Source organism: Microbacterium sp. Root1433D1, assembly GCF_001426835.1.
GTDB lineage: Bacteria > Actinomycetota > Actinomycetes > Actinomycetales > Microbacteriaceae > Microbacterium > Microbacterium maritypicum.
On the sequence record NZ_LMFN01000002.1, the window covers coordinates 453,422 to 469,170 of the forward strand.

16 protein-coding genes and 4 tRNA genes are annotated in these 15,749 nt (G+C 67.0%); 11 read left to right on the top strand and 9 right to left on the bottom strand.

The annotated features are described in order from the left end of the window. Nucleotides 1-19 precede the first annotated feature (19 nt). Complete coding sequence (locus ASD13_RS08060) at nucleotides 20-1,174, top strand: alpha/beta hydrolase family protein (protein WP_055867953.1); 1,155 nt, start codon at nucleotides 20-22, stop codon at nucleotides 1,172-1,174. Here the strand turns inward: ASD13_RS08060 and ASD13_RS08065 are convergent. Both ASD13_RS08065 and ASD13_RS08070 read right to left on the bottom strand, forming a co-directional pair. Next, nucleotides 1,158-1,589, bottom strand: a complete 432-nt coding sequence (locus tag ASD13_RS08065; protein WP_055867962.1) for a SufE family protein — start codon at nucleotides 1,587-1,589, stop codon at nucleotides 1,158-1,160. The two genes, ASD13_RS08060 and ASD13_RS08065, sit on opposite strands and share 17 nt — an antisense overlap. A 19-nt stretch (nucleotides 1,590-1,608) precedes the next feature. Further along, nucleotides 1,609-2,502, bottom strand: a complete 894-nt coding sequence (locus tag ASD13_RS08070; protein WP_055867964.1) for a sulfurtransferase — start codon at nucleotides 2,500-2,502, stop codon at nucleotides 1,609-1,611. 145 nt (nucleotides 2,503-2,647) lie between these two features. Here ASD13_RS08070 and zapE point away from each other — a divergent pair, with 145 nt between their 5' ends. From zapE to ASD13_RS08085, 3 genes are all read left to right on the top strand, one after another. Beyond that, a complete protein-coding gene (zapE, locus tag ASD13_RS08075) occupies nucleotides 2,648-3,685 on the top strand; it encodes a cell division protein ZapE (protein ID WP_055867968.1) in 1,038 nt (345 codons plus the stop codon). 134 nt (nucleotides 3,686-3,819) lie between these two features. Continuing rightward, nucleotides 3,820-5,058, top strand: coding sequence for an ammonium transporter (locus ASD13_RS08080; RefSeq protein WP_055867970.1), 1,239 nt, complete (start codon nucleotides 3,820-3,822; stop codon nucleotides 5,056-5,058). A 20-nt stretch (nucleotides 5,059-5,078) separates the two neighbouring features. Beyond that, complete coding sequence (locus ASD13_RS08085) at nucleotides 5,079-5,633, top strand: type II toxin-antitoxin system PemK/MazF family toxin (RefSeq protein ID WP_174799576.1); 555 nt, start codon at nucleotides 5,079-5,081, stop codon at nucleotides 5,631-5,633. Here ASD13_RS08085 and ASD13_RS08090 read toward each other — a convergent pair. Both ASD13_RS08090 and ASD13_RS08095 read right to left on the bottom strand, forming a co-directional pair. Beyond that, entirely contained in the window at nucleotides 5,599-6,756 is a 1,158-nt protein-coding gene (locus ASD13_RS08090) for a DUF1611 domain-containing protein (RefSeq protein ID WP_174799575.1), read from the bottom strand. The two genes, ASD13_RS08085 and ASD13_RS08090, sit on opposite strands and share 35 nt — an antisense overlap. Before the next feature lie 396 nt (nucleotides 6,757-7,152). Further along, nucleotides 7,153-7,539: a GIY-YIG nuclease family protein gene (locus ASD13_RS08095; protein ID WP_157535606.1), complete on the bottom strand. Its 387-nt coding sequence runs from the start codon at nucleotides 7,537-7,539 to the stop codon at nucleotides 7,153-7,155. Nucleotides 7,540-7,691: 152 nt separating this feature from the next. Here ASD13_RS08095 and ASD13_RS08100 point away from each other — a divergent pair, with 152 nt between their 5' ends. Next, nucleotides 7,692-8,774, top strand: coding sequence for a PQQ-dependent sugar dehydrogenase (locus ASD13_RS08100; RefSeq protein ID WP_055867976.1), 1,083 nt, complete (start codon nucleotides 7,692-7,694; stop codon nucleotides 8,772-8,774). 104 nt (nucleotides 8,775-8,878) lie between these two features. Here ASD13_RS08100 and ASD13_RS08105 read toward each other — a convergent pair. Next, nucleotides 8,879-8,954: transfer RNA gene (locus ASD13_RS08105), tRNA-Val, on the bottom strand. A gap of 151 nt (nucleotides 8,955-9,105) precedes the next feature. Between ASD13_RS08105 and ASD13_RS08110 the strand changes: the two genes are divergently transcribed. The 6 genes from ASD13_RS08110 (at nucleotide 9,106) to ASD13_RS08135 (ending at nucleotide 12,534) form a co-directional block, all read left to right on the top strand. Further along, a tRNA-Gly gene (locus ASD13_RS08110) sits at nucleotides 9,106-9,178 on the top strand. Nucleotides 9,179-9,232: 54 nt separating this feature from the next. Beyond that, nucleotides 9,233-9,303: transfer RNA gene (locus ASD13_RS08115), tRNA-Cys, on the top strand. A gap of 27 nt (nucleotides 9,304-9,330) precedes the next feature. Beyond that, nucleotides 9,331-9,402, top strand: a tRNA-Val gene (locus ASD13_RS08120). A gap of 133 nt (nucleotides 9,403-9,535) precedes the next feature. Next, on the top strand, nucleotides 9,536-10,387 hold the full coding sequence (locus tag ASD13_RS08125; protein WP_055867982.1) for a hypothetical protein: 852 nt from the start codon (nucleotides 9,536-9,538) through the stop codon (nucleotides 10,385-10,387). A gap of 117 nt (nucleotides 10,388-10,504) precedes the next feature. Continuing rightward, nucleotides 10,505-11,740 carry an AAA family ATPase gene (locus ASD13_RS08130; protein WP_055867985.1) on the top strand — a complete coding sequence of 412 codons (1,236 nt, stop codon included), beginning with the start codon at nucleotides 10,505-10,507 and terminating at the stop codon, nucleotides 11,738-11,740. A 221-nt stretch (nucleotides 11,741-11,961) separates the two neighbouring features. Next, on the top strand, nucleotides 11,962-12,534 hold the full coding sequence (locus ASD13_RS08135; RefSeq protein WP_055867990.1) for a dihydrofolate reductase family protein: 573 nt from the start codon (nucleotides 11,962-11,964) through the stop codon (nucleotides 12,532-12,534). 63 nt (nucleotides 12,535-12,597) lie between these two features. Here the strand turns inward: ASD13_RS08135 and ASD13_RS08140 are convergent, their stop codons facing one another. The 4 genes from ASD13_RS08140 to ASD13_RS08155 all read right to left on the bottom strand — a co-directional run bounded on the left by ASD13_RS08140 (nucleotide 12,598) and on the right by ASD13_RS08155 (nucleotide 15,715). Next, a complete protein-coding gene (locus ASD13_RS08140; RefSeq protein ID WP_055867994.1) occupies nucleotides 12,598-13,824 on the bottom strand; it encodes a Dyp-type peroxidase in 1,227 nt (408 codons plus the stop codon). After that, the gene (locus tag ASD13_RS08145; protein ID WP_055868004.1) at nucleotides 13,824-14,357 is read right to left on the bottom strand and encodes a copper chaperone PCu(A)C; all 534 of its coding nucleotides are present in this window, start codon (nucleotides 14,355-14,357) and stop codon (nucleotides 13,824-13,826) included. Before ASD13_RS08145 ends, ASD13_RS08140 begins: the two co-directional genes overlap by 1 nt. Before the next feature lie 11 nt (nucleotides 14,358-14,368). After that, on the bottom strand, nucleotides 14,369-14,986 hold the full coding sequence (locus tag ASD13_RS08150) for a copper resistance CopC family protein (RefSeq protein WP_055868009.1): 618 nt from the start codon (nucleotides 14,984-14,986) through the stop codon (nucleotides 14,369-14,371). A 123-nt stretch (nucleotides 14,987-15,109) separates the two neighbouring features. Next, nucleotides 15,110-15,715 (bottom strand): hypothetical protein, encoded by a 606-nt coding sequence (locus ASD13_RS08155; RefSeq protein WP_055868013.1) that lies wholly within the window; start codon nucleotides 15,713-15,715, stop codon nucleotides 15,110-15,112. Nucleotides 15,716-15,749 lie beyond the last annotated feature (34 nt).

Below are 15,749 nucleotides of genomic sequence, written 5' to 3' on the forward strand. Positions count from 1 at the left end.
AGGCTAGAGTCAGGAAGCGATGAAGAGTCTCAGGCACGCCGTTACGCTCCTTGTCCCTGCCCTGTTCGCTTTCGGGGCGGCGCTCGCTCTCGTCGTGTTCGCCGTCGCCCGTCGGGTCGTCACGCCCATGCGTCGTGCCACCGACACCGAGATCCTCGCCGTCGACACCGGTGCGCAGACCATCGAGTTGCAGCGCACCCTCGACACCGAGCTCCCCGGACGGTACGGCCTGTTCACGACCGGAACCTACGGCTATGTGAAGCTCGGTGCCGTCCTCAGCGCAGACGGCTCGACTGTTCGCCGCAAGCTCCTCACGCAGATCGAGCCCGGCGCCCGCGTCGATCGTGCCGCGGCCTTCAGCGGCTACTACTACTCATCCCCGAGCGAGCTCCACCTGCGCTGGGAGAACCTGCTGATCGGCACCCCGGCCGGTCCGTGCCCTGCCTGGTACTTCCCGGCGTCGTCCTCGACCTGGGTGATCCAGGTCCACGGACGCGGGGCGACGCGCGCCGAGTGCCTGCGGGCCGTTCCGGTGCTCTCTGCCGCGGGCCTGCCCAACCTCGTCGTCTCCTACCGCAACGACGGCGAGGCCCCCCGCACCAGGGCGGGCGCCTACGCCCTCGGAGCCTCGGAATGGCGTGACGTGGACGCCGCGATCGCCTACGCACTCCGACACGGCGCCGAACAGGTCATCCTGATGGGGTGGTCGATGGGGGGAGCGGTCTCGCTGCAGGCTGCGGTGACGTCGGAGCACCGCGATCGCATCGCCGGGATCATCCTCGAATCTCCCGTCGTCGACTGGCGCACCGTGCTGCGATTCCAGGCGAAGATGGCCGGAGTTCGGGCACCGCTGCCCGAACTCGCCATGGGCGCGCTCCAGATGCCGCTCACCGCGCGCCTCAGCGGAGCCGACGAGCCGATCGCGTTCGATCGCCTGGACATGGTCGCCCGCGCCGACGAGCTGACGGCGCCCATCCTGATCCTGCACAGCGACGACGATGGCTTCGTCCCTGCCGACTCGTCGCACGCGTTGCAGGAGGCGCGTCCGGATCTCGTGACGATGCCCAGATTCACGGTCGCGCGCCACACCAAGCTCTGGAACTACGACCAGACGGGCTGGACCACCGCGATCACCGACTGGCTCGAGGCCCAGGGCTTCAGCGCTTCTGCGTGACCTGGTTCTTCGCCCGCATCAGCATCCCGGTCATGCCTCCGATGCGCAGAGGCGACACCGCCTTGGTGAGCCCGATCGACTGCGGATAGTCGTTCGGGATCGCGAGGACCTCGTCGGCGGTCAGGCCGGTGAGGCCCTGCACCAGGATGCTCGCGAAACCGCGGGTGGTCGGAGCCTCGGGCGGCGCCGTGGCGTGCATGGTCACGATGTCGTCGTTCACCTCGACGTGGATGTACACCGGCGACTGGCACTCAGCGACGCGCTCGTACATCTCCGGGTGGGCCGCGACCTCGTCGGACACGTCAGGGAGCTCGTCGGAGAACTCGAGCAGCAGGAGAAGACGATCGGACTCGGGGGTCTCCAGGAAACCGTCGCGGATCTCGGCGAGGGCGTCAGGAACGTCGCTTGTGGTCATCCCTGTCATTGTCACATGTTCAGAGCGTGCCGGGCTCTGAGCCGGTGACGATCGGCACACGCACCGCGCTGCCCCACTCGGTCCAGGACCCGTCGTAGTTGCGCACGTTCTCGAAGCCCAGAAGGTGGGTGAGCACGAACCAGGTGTGGCTCGAGCGCTCCCCGATGCGGCAGTAGGCGACGACATCGTCCCCGTCCTTCAGCCCGGCCCCGTCGCGGTAGATCGCGTCGAGCTCGGCACGGCTGCGGAAGCCGCCGTCCTCGGCGACCGCCTTGGCCCACGGCACGCTCTGCGCGGTGGGGATGTGGCCGGCACGCAGCGCGCCCTCGTCGGGGTACGCGGGCGCCGTGGTGCGCTCACCGGTGTACTCCTCGGGAGAGCGGACGTCGATCAGAGGGCTGCCGATATGGGCGAGAACGTCATCCTTGTACGCGCGGATGAGGGAGTCGTCGCGCTCGACGACCGGATACTCCGTGGCCGGACGGCTGGTCGCCTCACGCGTGAGCTCGCGCCCCTCCGCGATCCAGCGGTCGCGTCCGCCGTCGAGCAGACGCACGTCCTCGTGACCGAAGAGGGAGAAGACCCAGAGGGCGTAGGCGGCCCACCAGTTGTTCTTGTCGCCGTAGATGACGACCGTGTCCGAGCGATCGATGCCCTTGCGGCTCAGCAGCTCGGCGAAGCCCTCGCCGTCGACGTAGTCGCGCACCACGGGGTCGTTGAGCTCGGTGTGCCAGTCGACCTTCACCGCTCCCGGGATGTGGCCGGTCTCGTAGAGCAGGACGTCTTCATCGGACTCGACGACCACCAGACCCGGCGCTCCCAGCCGTTCCGCGAGCCACTGCGTGGTCACGAGGCGGCCCGGTTCGGCATACTCGGCGAACTTGGGGGAGGAGGAATCGAACTCGATGGCCATGGGATCTCCGAAGCATTGAGCGGACGAGGGGGCGGTGGCAGACGGCGTAGTGTTGATCCGTCCCTTCGACGATAGATCCCCGCCGAGCACCCTGCGCCCGATTCGTAAGACTTCGACACAGGTGAGCACCTGATTCAGGACTGTGATGACCGACCAGACCAGCCGCACGGGAATCGTGCACCTCACCGAGCGTCAGCCGACTGTCAGCGGACCCGAGATGCTGGCGAGCCTGGTGCCGCCGCCCCAGTTCGACTCCGCGACGTTCGACAGCTACCGCGCTGATCCGGCCTATCCCTCGCAGGAGGAGGCGAAGGAGACGCTGATGCGCTTCGCCGGGCGCGGAACGCCTGCGAAGCGCGGCGGTCTGTTCAGCCGCGCGAAGAAGGAGCCGGAGCTCAAGCCCGGCGTCTACCTGGACGGCGGGTTCGGCGTGGGCAAGACGCACCTTCTGGCGTCGATCTACCACGCGATGCCTGCGCGTCGGAAGTACTTCGGCTCGTTCATCGAGTACACCGCGCTCGTCGGCGCGCTCGGTTACAAGAACACCGTCGATCTGCTCAAAGGCGCCGACCTGCTGTGCATCGATGAGTTCGAGCTCGACGATCCGGGCGACACGATGGTGATGACCCGTCTGCTGGGGGAGCTCGTGCCGACCGGCACCCGGCTCGCGGCGACCTCGAACACCCCGCCGAACGCGCTCGGCGAGGGACGCTTCGCCGCACAGGACTTCCTGCGGGAGATCCACGCCATGTCCGACAGCTTCCAGACGCTGCGCATCGACGGCGTCGACTTCCGCCAGCGCGCCCTCGACGGGCACGCGGTCGTGCTCGACGACGCGGCGTACGCCGACGCGGTCGAGAAGGCGGGCGCCGCCGGTGCGACATCCGACGACCGGTTCGACGACCTGATCCGCCACCTCGCACAGGTGCATCCGTCGCGCTACATCAGACTCATCGACGGCGTCGACGGTGTGGGTCTGCGCGGGGTGCGCCAGCTCACCGATCAGTCGGAGGCACTGCGCTTCGTGGCTTTCGTCGACCGCGTGTACGACGCGCAGATCCCGATCCTCGCCACGGGGCTCGGGCTCGACTCCGTCTTCTCCGATGAGATGCTCGCCGGCGGGTACCGCAAGAAGTACCTGCGCGCCATCTCTCGGCTCAACGCCCTCACACATTCTGCGTAAGCCCGCAGAATCGCGTAACGCGATGTTCACGGGCGGAGCCGCGCTGTAACCGCGGGGAAACAAACCTCACGCATTGACGAAACCGCAGGTCGTCACACTGAAGCTCTCAATTACTTCGGATGTGAGGTTTTCCTATGGATGCTCCCGGCAACATCTCGTGGGCGATCACCGCGACAGCGCTGGTCCTGCTCATGACGCCCGGCGTCGCCTTCTTCTATGGCGGTCTCGTCAAGGCGAAGAGCGTCGTCAGCATGATGATGATGAGCTTCGGCTCCATCGGACTCGTCGCCGTGCTGTGGATTCTCTTCGGCTTCTCGATGAGCGCCGTCGACAGCCCGACCGCTTTCGCGGGTAACCCCTTCGCCGACATCGGGCTCTCGAGCCTGGCTGAGGGTGAGGGCTCGAACGTCGCGCTCCTGGGAGTCGCCTACGGCGCCACCTTCGCCATCATCACTGTGGCGCTGATCTCCGGAGCGATCGCGGATCGTGCGAAGTTCGGCAGCTGGCTGATCTTCGCCGGCATCTTCGCGACCGTCGGCTACTTCCCGGTCGCCGCATGGGTCTGGGGCGGCGGCTGGATCATGAACCTCGGCACCACGCTCTTCGGCGAGGACAGCGGCATCGGTGTGATCGACTACGCCGGTGGTACCGCCGTGCACATCAACGCGGGTGCCGCGGCCCTCGCTCTCGCGCTGGTGCTCGGCAAGCGCATCGGCTTCCAGAAGGGCATCCTGAAGCCCCACAACGTGCCTCTGACGCTCCTCGGCGCCGCGCTGCTGTGGTTCGGCTGGTTCGGCTTCAACGCCGGCGCGGAGTGGCTCGCGGAGGACATGGGCGGGGTCGGACTCATCGGTCTGAACACCCTGGGGGCGACCGCTGCCGCCATCCTCGGCTGGATCCTCGTGGAGAAGATCAAGGACGGCAAGCCCACCTCGGTCGGTGCCGCCTCCGGTGCGGTCGCCGGTCTGGTCGCGATCACCCCGGCGTGCGCCAACCTGACGCCGGGCTGGGCCCTGCTGCTAGGCGCACTCGCCGGAGTCGTGTGCGCACTCGCGATCGAACTGAAGTTCCGTCTCGGCTTCGACGACTCCCTCGACGTCGTCGGCATCCACCTCGTCGGTGGTCTCATCGGAACGGTGTACCTCGGCTTCTTCGCCACCGAGACCGGCCTCTTCGTCGGCGGCGACGCCCGCCAGCTCGCCGTGCAGCTGATCGCCGCGCTCGGAGTGCTGATCTACTCCTTCGTGGTCGCCTTCATCATCGGTTTCGCCATCGAGAAGACGATCGGCTTCCGTGTCACGAACGAGGACGAGATCGCCGGTGTCGACCAGGTCGTGCACGGCGAGGAGGGCTACGCACTCGCCGACGCGTGATCTGCGGTTAGGGTGACCGTGTGAGCAAGACCAACGGCATCCTGGCAACACTCGCGGAGATTCTGCTCAAGGCAGTGGGCTCCGGCCGGGCGTCTCGGACAACAGATCCGAGACGCCCGGACGCGCGTCTGCGGACCCCGCAGGAGACCTCCGCCCCCGCCGGCACCGAGACCGCCCGCATCGATCCGGACCGGATCAGGGATCTGCGGGTCGCCTATGCGCCGCAGCGGGACGGTGCCCCGGATGCCGGCGAGATCGTCTGGACCTGGGTGCCCTACGAGGAGAACGACGGGCGCGGCAAAGACCGTCCCGTGCTCGTGATCGGCCGGCAGTCAGCGGATCGCGTGTACGCGGTGCGGATGACCAGCAAGCCGCACGACGGGGAGCGGGACTACCTCTCGATCGGGACCGGGGCCTGGGACTCTCAGGGACGCGAGTCCTGGGTCGACATCGAGCAGCTGTACAGCGTCCACGAACGCGGACTGCGACGGGAAGCGGCGGTCCTCGATCGCCGCCGCTACGACCGCGTCGGAACGGCTCTCACGCGGCGCTACGGCTGGTCCGTCGCGGGCTGAGCATCGGGAACGCCTGCAGCACCATATCGACGAGTTCGGCCAGCGGTCGTGTGAGCGGGTCGGTCGCGGGGAGTCCCGTGCGGAGCTCGATCTCGTCGATCGCGGTGGCCAGCTGTTCCGTCGAGAGGTTCTCGTGGTTGACGGTCACGCCGATCACCGTCGTGTCGGCGAACGCCTCGATCAGGGCGATCTCGCTCGCGACCGTGGGCATCGCCACCATGGGGAAGTCGCCGAGGACCTTGCGTCCGGGGGCGTGCTGCACGATCACGCCTGCGGGCTGGCTGCCGCGGAGGATGTGCGCGGAGGTGATGTAGGCGGGATGGCTGAGTGCGCCTTGTCCTTCCACGATGATCACATCCGGGTTCTCGCCCTCGAACGCCGCGACGACCTGATTCTCGACCTCGCCGGAGCAGAACTGCGGGACGAGGGCGTCGAGGGCGACACCGTAGCGCCCGCCCTGGATGATCGTGGTCTGCCCGGTGCCGACCATCACAGCGTGCACGCCCCGCTCATTGAGCGCCCGCACGAGGATCGTCGCCGTGGTGCGCTTGCCGATCGCTCCGTCGGTGCCCAGGATCGTGATGCGCGGGCAGGTCACGTCGAAGATGCGACCGGAGAAGAGGTGGAGATCCTTCTTGTCGCGCGGGCGACGGATGTCGGTGATCGTGACCTGGGCGAGAAGCGCCGCGGCGACGAACTCGGCGTCGTCGGTGAGGAACTCGTGCAGGCCGTTGATGATGTGCATTCCGCGGGCGATGCCATCCAGGAGCACGGTGCGCTGATCGGCTGAGAGCAGGCCGTCGGCGGGAGCGACGCCGCAGATCAGGTAGTCCGGGACGTGCCCGGCGTGCGCGATCGCGGTGGGGAGACCGTCGAGGATCGGGATGTCGTTCACGTGTCCGTCCAGAAGCATCCCGGCATCCGCTCCCGCGTGGGTGCTGTCGATGACGCTGAGGATCTCGTACTTCTCGGAGTGGCGGACCAGCCCGTTGGCGGTCTTGCCGTCCTGCTCGCCGAACTGGCCTTCGCAGTAGACGATCGCGGTGGTCCCCGAGGGGAGGGCGATCGGGGCGGCCCAGGCGTGCGCGGGGTCGATGAAAGAGGGAACTGACGGGGTGGGCATGATGCTCCTCGGACTCGCACAGAGGAGGCGACGGAGAACGAAATGACCGATGAGGCCCGTTGGTCGACGAGAAGTCTTCCCTGATGCCGGCAAGATACCGGCACGCTCACCGTAGCAGTGGTGTCTGGGACCCGGCCGCGAAGATCCGGGGCGATCGACCGCGGTGTCTCACCCGGTGCTCGGTGGGCCGCCGGGAGGCACGTGAGGAGCAATCCGATCCGCATCGGGCTTCGAACCAGTGGTGAGTCGCGCACCGCGGCGCCACAGGAGGAGGAATCATCCCGATGCCAGCCGCAGCCTGCGACCGCCCGGGGTCGGGCCGCCACAGCCTGATCCTTCCCGAGACGCGGTGCCGGGTGACTGGACTTCTCGAAGCAGTCGCCCGGCACCGTCATGTCACAGCTCGGGTGTCGCGGCGTCGATACCGCGCAATGCCCCGCTCAACCAGCGTCCGTACAGCGGCCACGGCTCGCCCTCTTCCTGGAGGGCGGCGACGTGCGCCCGCAGCTCGTCTGTCCAGGTGAACCACTCACCGCCCTCACGGATCGCGGCGAATTCGCGATGTCGCTGCTGTTCGACGGCGCGACCGCCGCGCTCGAAAGCCAGGAGCTCGTCGTGCCTGATGCTGGCCAGCCGCTGTCGCGGACGCCGGCTCGTGCCGATCTTCACGCGACGGTCGAATCGGATGTAGTACACGACGTCGATACGGGGGAGGGGGAGGTCGGGATCGGGGGCGTCGCCGACGCGCCATCCGCAGGAGGCACAGCACCACGCGCCCTCCATGCGTACTCCTCGTGTGCCTCCGCAAAGCGCGCAGGGGCCGGGGAGAAGCTGATTCGTCGACACCGTGGCAGGCTACGCGGCCCCTCGGACACACGCCTCTTCTGCACCGCGCGCAGCGCGTCTAGTGTCGAACGGGAGGCGAGGGAACGGTGATGAGGGCGACGCGGCGAGGGCTGAGGGCATCGGCCGCGTTGTGCGCCGCCGGGATCGCTCTCGTCGCGTGCGCGCCGACACCACCTGCTCCGCCTTCGCCGACGCTGTCCGCGGGGTCCGTCAGCATCTCCCCGGAGCAGAGGGAGACGATCGTGCAGGGCCTGGAAGCCCCCTGGTCCATCGCGTTCTCGGGGAGCACCGCGTTGCTCAGCGAACGGGACACCGCCCGCATCGTCGAGGTCTCGGATGCGGGTGAGACGCGCGAGGTCGGCGTGATCGAGGGCGTCGAGCCGCGCGGGGAGGGCGGCCTGCTCGGTATCGCCGTGCACGAGGGCGACCTGTACGCGTACTCGACGGCCGCCGACGAGAACAGGGTGCAACGATTCGCCCTGTCGGGCGCGCCGGGGTCGATGAAGATCGGTGAGCCCGAGACGATCCTCTCCGGCCTCCCCGCCGCCGGTAACCACAACGGCGGCCGCATCGCTTTCGGCCCCGACGGGATGCTCTACGTGACGGTCGGCGACGCCGGCGATCGTGAAGGCGCTCAGGATCTCGGATCTCTCGCGGGGAAGATCCTCCGCGTCACGCCGGATGGGCGCGTGCCGGAGGACAACCCCTTCGGGGGCTCGCCCGTCTACAGCCTGGGCCACCGCAACCCGCAGGGGCTGGCGTGGGACGAAGACGGAACGCTCTACGCGAGCGAGTTCGGTCAGGACACCTGGGATGAACTCAACGTGATCGAACCGGGCGGCAACTACGGATGGCCGAGGGCGGAGGGCATCTCTGACCGTGCGGATTTCATCGATCCGGTGCAGCAGTGGGCTCCCGGCATCGCGAGTCCGAGTGGAATCGCGATCACCGCGGGGTCGATCTTCATCGCGAACCTCCGCGGAGAGCGGATCCGACAGGTACCGCTCACCGACCTCCGTGCCTCCGGCGAGTTCCTCGTCGAGTCGCTCGGGAGGCTTCGGGACGTCGCGGTCGCACCGGACGGGGCGTTGTGGCTGCTGACGAACAACACCGACGGTCGGGGAGACCCGGACGAAGGCGACGACCGCGTCGTGCGTATCCCTGTCGGGTAGCGCGACGGCAGGTCGCCCGGCGGACGCGCGTGAGGGAACCGGGAGGTCTGCGGCCCAGGCCTCTGGGGAAACGAAAAGAACCCCCGAGTGGATCGGAGGTTCTGTGGTGGGCGATACCGGACTCGAACCGATGACCTCTTCCGTGTGAAGGAAGCGCGCTACCAACTGCGCCAATCGCCCATACCCGCGGGGTACGTCAACCGATACTACCGGACGCTCAGAGGCCCTGTGGACCACTCGGCGAGACACGCGCGAGATTCGCTGCCGGTTTGGCGGAGTGCGGATCTTCGGCTAATGTTTCATGAGTGCCCGGGACAACCGGGAACAAAATGCGGATGTAGCGCAGTTGGTAGCGCACAACCTTGCCAAGGTTGGGGTCGCGAGTTCGAGTCTCGTCATCCGCTCGAGTGCAGGAGATCTTCTTCGGAAGATCTTCCGCACGTGGGGTCAATCCACACGGTGGCGTGGCCGAGCGGCTAGGCACCGGCCTGCAAAGCCGTTTACACGGGTTCGAATCCCGTCGCCACCTCACGGGAAAACTGAATAGCCCCAACGGGCGCGATTGGCGCAGCGGTAGCGCGCTTCCCTGACACGGAAGAGGTCACTGGTTCGATCCCAGTATCGCGCACACTGAAAAACCCCGGCTCCGCCGGGGTTTTTGCTTTTCCTTCGGTCGCTTCAGAGCCTGCCGTGCGACCTACGTGCGATACGCGCCGTGTTCCTAGGCCTAACCGTGGTTTGCTTGGCGCTAGGCTCCGAGCGTGAAGCCGTTCAAACCCTGGGATGCGACCGATGACGAGTATGCAGACCTGCTCATAATTCGGGAGCCGATCCCGGACTCTCTTGATGACACCATCCGGCAGTGGCTCGAGACGTTCTTTCGGCAACGGACGAACCACGGGGCGGTCCGTCGAGAGGTCATCAACACCATCGAAGCGGCCTTACGTGTCAAGCTCGACCGGGCGAGTGACCATCCCTCGCACGTCACTGAGTCGATCAGGGGTAAGGGCGACAAGTACACGCTGCGGGTCGTCGACTTTCTGCTGTCTCAGATGCAACAGGTCGACAGGGTGCGTGACCCCTATGAGGTCGCCTTACTGAAGTCTCAAATGGTGTTGAGTTCATCCGCGGTTCAGGTAGTGCGGGAAGGTGCCAACTATCGGCTCGCGCGCCGGATGCCCGAGGGAATCGAGGATGCCGCGCAAAGGGCTATCAACGACGCGAATGGCACGGCCGGGCAGCATCTCGCGACGGCCTGGCGCGAGATGCAGTCCCTGTCGCCGAACGCGAGCATGATTCTGCGCGAGGGGATTCAAGCCGTCGAGGCCGCCGCTGGCGCCGTCGTGATACCGAAGGACAAGAAACCGCAACTCTCGAAGATCGTCGGTGCGCTCCGCGATCAGAAGGGGTGGGGACTCGTCCTCGCTCAGCGGGATGACGGACATCCCGATCACAAAACCGTGCTGATCGGAATGCTGGAGACGCTCGCATTCGCGGAACAGCATCGGCACTCGGGGCACGGCTACTCGGAGACCGAGGCGGTTGGGCATGTACAACTCGCCGCGACGCTAGTCGGATGGTTCTCGGCTGGGGTCGTGGTCAGGAGCGGGTAAGCGCCTGGCGTCACTCGACACAGGTTACGCGTATCGTGGGCACCTGCACGACACCGCCGCCACAGCGTCGTGACTCTGTGTGCGAGTTGAGCGCGGCGATGCAATATGGTCGATCCCATGACGGACTTCAAGTCGAAACTCGATCGCAAGATGGCGCTCTCGCGCACTTTCACGCCCGCCGCGCCTGTCAGCCGTCGCGACGCATTTTCCGGCAGGTTCTCTCAGATTAGCGACGTCTTGACCGCCGTCGCCGAGCCGGGTCGACACGTCGTCCTGTACGGCGAGCGTGGGGTGGGCAAGACCTCGCTGTCGAACATCCTGTCCGAACTGCTCGTGAGCGTGGGATCGGGTCAGCGCGAGTTCGCAAAGCGGATCACCTGCAATGCCGGAGACTCATTCAAGAGCGTGTGGAAGCGGGCGTTCCAGGCGCTCGGTCTTGAGGTCCCGGAGGAATGGGCATTCGGCAGTCCGAATCCTGACGACATTCGCATCGCATTGGAGAGCGTCGTTCCGCCTATGGTGATCGTGTTCGATGAGTATGACCGGATCGATGACGACGAGGCGCTGTCATCGATGGCAGACACGCTGAAGGCCCTTTCGGATCACGTTGTACAGACCAAGATCGTCATTGTGGGAGTGTCGGACTCGATCGAGGCGCTCGTGGGCGAGCACGAGTCAGTCAAGCGAGCCATCGAAGAGGTCCAGATGCCGCGAATGACTCGACTGGAGATTATGTCTGTCGTGGACCGAGGGTTCCGTGAGGTTGCGATGCACATCGATGCAGACGCCCTAATTCGGGTCACAAAGATCGCGGAGGGCCTGCCTACCTACGCGCATCTCCTCGCGCTCAAAGCGGGACATCGCGCCGTCGAGGACGACCAGAGTGTCGTATCACTCAAGCACGTGGAGGCCGCCGTTTCAGACGTTCTCGACACGCACACGAGCATGGCGGCGTACTCCAAAGCGGTGCAGAGTTCGCGTGCGGACAGCCTCTACGCGCAGGTGCTCGTCGCGTGCGCGCTCGCACCCAAGGACGGGCTCGGCTACTTCACCGCGGGCTCCGTCCGCGATCCGCTTTCGAGGATCATGGGCAAGAGGTATGAGATTCCGGCGTTCGCTCGTCACCTGAATGCGTTCATGTCCATCGAGCGCGGATCGGTGCTCCAGCGGATCGGTGTGGAGCGCAATTTCCGGTACCGGTTCCGCGACCCGCTACTCCAGCCCTACGCGCTCCTCGCCGGTATTGCGGGAGAGATCATCCCTGATGACTACGTGAGCGAGTTGTTCGCGCCAGATCCCGAGGTCGACTGGGACGACTTGCTGAAAAAGTTGCTGGAGGAGCAGTCGAAGTAGGCCGACTCAAGCCGACGAGACTAGTCGGGCAACGTGTTCGCGGAGGGTTTCGACTCCGCCGAGGAGCGGCCATGGGGTGCCGTCGCCGCCGCGGTCACGTGACCACGGGTTTACGCCGGTCAGGTCGGGCCGGTACGGGATGCGCCGCCGGATCGACTGGTCAGCGTTGATGGCCTCCCACACGGCCTCATGCGTGCGGACGCACGCCAAGGAGAACGATCATGGGATCGCTTCGATACTCGATCAACGTCACGCTCGACGGCTGCTGCGATCACGAGGCCGGCGCCGCGCCGGATGAGGAGTCGATGCAGTACTGGACCGCGGAGATGGAGCGCGCCGACGCCCTGCTCTTCGGCCGGGTGACCTACGAGATGATGGAATCCGCGTGGCGCAAGCCCGCGACGGGTGTCTGGCCGGACGGGATGAGCGCGTGGGAGATCCCCTTCGCCGAGACCATCCACGGGGCGAAGAAGTACGTCGTGTCGAGCACGCTGAGCGAGGTCGACTGGAACGCAGAGCTTGTTCGCGGCGACCTCGAGCGTGCGGTTCGACGTCTCATCCTCGAGTCCCGCGGAACGGTGTGGGTGGGCGGCGTCACGCTTCCCGTGGCCTTGGCCGATCTGGGATTGATCGACGAGTACGAGTTCGTCGTTCAGCCGGTGATCGCCGGACACGGGCCCGCGCTCCTCTCCGGTCTGTGCGAGCGCATCCCTCTCGAGCTCATCGGCCGCCAGGAGTTCCGCTCCGGCTCGTTCGCCCTGCGATATCGACCCGTACGGGAACAGGTGCGGTGACGGCTCGTGCGCCGCGGGTGGGTGTCCGACCGTGCCCGGCCGTCGCCGGGCACGGTCGGAATCTCAGGCGAGGAGGGTCTCGCCGATGAATCCGCCCTCAGCGCACCCGGGTGGGATCGCGAAGACGGCCGACCCGATCGGAACCGTCCACTCGTTGAGCAGGTCGAGTTCATCGAGTCTGCGCTGCATCGGGACGAACTGCCGCTCGACATCGGCTTGGAACGAGACGAAGATCAGGCCGGATTCGGACACCTCGGTGCCGACCGGTCGCTCGTCGTAGTTGTACGCGCGGCGGAAGATGTGTTCCTTCCCCTCGCCGCGGGCGCGTCGGATATGTGCGAACGGCGCGATCACGGGGAAGCCGATCGCCGTCGTCGCCTCGAAGTCGGGTTCGTCGAACTCCTCGGTCCCGGTCAGCGGGGCGCCGTTGGCGAGCGTCCTCCCCACGGATGCGTCGCGTCCGCTGCGATCCAGTCGGTCCCACTTGTCCAGATCCATGCGGATGCGGCGGATCACCATCCCGGTGCCTCCGGCGAGCCATCCGTCTGCGCTCCACACGACCTCGTCGAACTGCTCCGTGCCCGGTTCCGGGTTGGTCGTGCCGTCCACCTGCCCGAAGAGGTTGCGCATCGTCGTGCCGGGGCGTTCCGTGCCATGGGCCCGGCGGAAGCCCTGCTGTGTCCACCGGATACTCGCGAAGCCGCGGGCGTCCTTGAGGAGCATCCGCGTCGCGTGGGCGACGGTCAGCGGATCGTCTCCGGCGATCTGCACGAGAAGGTCGCCGTCCGAGAACTCGGGCCGTAGCTGATCCACCCTGAAAGCCGGAAGGGGAGCGAGCCAGGAGGGCCCCGCTCCGGCGGCTCGTGCGACGAGCCCTGGACCGAACCCGAAGGTGATCGTGAGCCGCGCCGGGGAGAGCGCGAGCTCCGGCTCGGAGTCGGCGAGGGCAGGCAGCCCCTGCGTCAGACGAGCCGCGTCATCCGTCAGGATGCGCATCAGGCGGGTGAGACCTTCTCGGTCGACATCCTCGCGGAGATCGAGGCCGAGGAAGATGCCGTGTGCCTGCGCTGCGGTATCGACACCGGCCTGGTGGACTCCGAAGAACGGCACTGTGAGCTCACCGTTCATCGGGGCGGAGACCGGTTTCGCTGCGCTCTCCTGGCGGTTCAGGGCGAGGTCCACTCCCACGGCCGCGACCGCGCCGACTCCGGCGACAGCGCCTCCGAGGAGGAACTGCCGCCGGGTCGACCCGGCGCGGCGGGAGCGGGCGCCCTCAAGGGGCGCCGACATCAGTGATCCATACCCTCGTGCTCTTCGCCGCCCTCGTAGTTCTCGTTCGCGCCGGAGTAGTCCTTGACGGGAGCGGTGAACTCATACGTGGAGTCGTCGGAGAACGTGAGAGTGAAGGTGACGTCACTGCCCGCGGTGAGAGGACCGGAGAGGCCCATCAGCATGATGTGGTTCGCTCCCGGCTCCAGGGCGAGCTTCCCGCCGGCGGGGATGACGAATCCGCCGTCCTTCTCGCGCATCACCATCTCGCCGGCCTCGTTCTCGACCGTCTCGTGCAGCTCGATCATGTCGGAGGCCTCGGACGTGACGGAGACGACCGTCACATCGTCGTCACCGCTGTTGAGGAGGGTGCCGAAGGCGGCGGACATGCCCTCGTCCGCCGACTTCACCCAGGCATCCTCGATGGTGACGGTCTCGCCTGCGGGGCGGGACGCGGACTCGGAGGTGCTGCTCTCCGGCGTGCAGCCGGTGAGCGCGAGCAGGGAGACCGCGATCACAGCGGCGAGGCGGGGGAGGTTCTTGGTGGTGTTCACAATGGTGCCTTTCACAGGTCATCTGCCGCGGATCCGCCGTCGTGCGGCGGAGCGGCTGCCGTCCGAGGACGACGAAGGAATCGAATGAGGACGAGGGCGAGGACGGCCACGGCCGCTCCGCCCGCGCCGATGAGCAGCACCCTGAGGGCGCTGCCCGAATCTGCTGCGGTCTGATCCGGCTGTTCTGCGGAGGCCGGAGGTGTCGCTGTCGAGCCGCCGGAGGTGGGGCTCTGCAGCGGTTCGGCGTCGCCGATCGTGAAGGGGATGACCCCGGCGATCGGATGACCGTCTTCCGACACGACCTGCCAGCGCACCTGGTAGCCGGCGGTCGGCATTCCCGGTTCGAGCGCGGCGGTGACCGTGCGCCCGGCGACTGTCGCATCGCCGGAGACCCAGTCCTTCCCCGACGCGTCCACGACCAGGACGACGGCCCCGGTCAGCGACTCATCGAGCACCAGGAGCTCGCCGGAGAACGTCATCGTGATGCTCTCCGGCGCTGCAGCCAACTGCTCATCGGCGGCCGGCGTGCTGGACATCAGTTGGTCGTGGGCGGACGCGGGCGTGGCGATCGCGAGGGTCGCGACCGTCGCCAACGCCAACCCGGCCGCAATCCTGCGGACAGGGGACATGGGAATGGCCTCTCATCAGACGTCGCGTGCGCGACGTTCATGCAAGCGTTCAGAACCCGCGCGCATCGATGGCGCACGGCGGTGACGCACCACAGGACCGGTCGGGCCGGTACAGGGCGCGGATCAGATCGCAGCGAAGAGAGGCGGAGCGCGACCCCTGAGGGTGGCGAGGAGGACGAGGCCTACGGCGCGCTCGAGATCGAACCGACCGCGCAAGCGGCCGGCGACCGGGGCGACCGGAAGCACGAGGACATGATCGACACGGCGACGCAGCCAGCGGACCACCTGCACGGCGAGATCGCGGAGGGCGAGGACCAGGCGCTCGCCCCGATGAAGCGCGGCCACCGTCAGAAGTGCGGCGATCGCGTGTCCGAGCCACATGGACGCATCGGCGGTGACGGCCTCGGGGACACCGGCCGTCGCCGGGATCACCAGGGGCGCCCCATGCACGTGCGGGGTGGCGACGCCGGACGGCGTGACGGTGCCGAGCACGAACAGCGTGTGGAACAGGAACTGGCTGACCGCGACGGAGATGCTCAATCGGATCAGCGACAGAGAACGACCGGCGAGCAGCACGCAGATCATGAACGAGAACACCCACGGCACGGCGATGCCGAGCGCTCCGGGCATCTGCCCGCCGCCCGAGACGTGACCTGCGAGAGCGACGAAGATCGCCAGTGACGAAGCAGCGAAGCCGCGGACGACGGCTGGCTTCCTGGATTCGGTCACGGCTCCAGTCTGGCATGGACGGCGTCGGCGACTC

What these genes read in the sequence shown, in the direction of transcription:
- ASD13_RS08060 (WP_055867953.1), top strand. Translation starts at nt 20, where the DNA reads ATGAAGAGTCTCAGGCACGCCGTTACGCTCCTTGTCCCTGCCCTGTTC.
- ASD13_RS08065 (WP_055867962.1), bottom strand. Translation starts at nt 1,589, where the DNA reads ATGACCACAAGCGACGTTCCTGACGCCCTCGCCGAGATCCGCGACGGT.
- ASD13_RS08070 (WP_055867964.1), bottom strand. Translation starts at nt 2,502, where the DNA reads ATGGCCATCGAGTTCGATTCCTCCTCCCCCAAGTTCGCCGAGTATGCC.
- zapE (WP_055867968.1), top strand. Translation starts at nt 2,648, where the DNA reads ATGACCGACCAGACCAGCCGCACGGGAATCGTGCACCTCACCGAGCGT.
- ASD13_RS08080 (WP_055867970.1), top strand. Translation starts at nt 3,820, where the DNA reads ATGGATGCTCCCGGCAACATCTCGTGGGCGATCACCGCGACAGCGCTG.
- ASD13_RS08090 (WP_174799575.1), bottom strand. Translation starts at nt 6,756, where the DNA reads ATGCCCACCCCGTCAGTTCCCTCTTTCATCGACCCCGCGCACGCCTGG.
- ASD13_RS08095 (WP_157535606.1), bottom strand. Translation starts at nt 7,539, where the DNA reads ATGGAGGGCGCGTGGTGCTGTGCCTCCTGCGGATGGCGCGTCGGCGAC.
- ASD13_RS08100 (WP_055867976.1), top strand. Translation starts at nt 7,692, where the DNA reads ATGAGGGCGACGCGGCGAGGGCTGAGGGCATCGGCCGCGTTGTGCGCC.
- ASD13_RS08130 (WP_055867985.1), top strand. Translation starts at nt 10,505, where the DNA reads ATGACGGACTTCAAGTCGAAACTCGATCGCAAGATGGCGCTCTCGCGC.
- ASD13_RS08135 (WP_055867990.1), top strand. Translation starts at nt 11,962, where the DNA reads ATGGGATCGCTTCGATACTCGATCAACGTCACGCTCGACGGCTGCTGC.
- ASD13_RS08140 (WP_055867994.1), bottom strand. Translation starts at nt 13,824, where the DNA reads ATGTCGGCGCCCCTTGAGGGCGCCCGCTCCCGCCGCGCCGGGTCGACC.
- ASD13_RS08150 (WP_055868009.1), bottom strand. Translation starts at nt 14,986, where the DNA reads ATGTCCCCTGTCCGCAGGATTGCGGCCGGGTTGGCGTTGGCGACGGTC.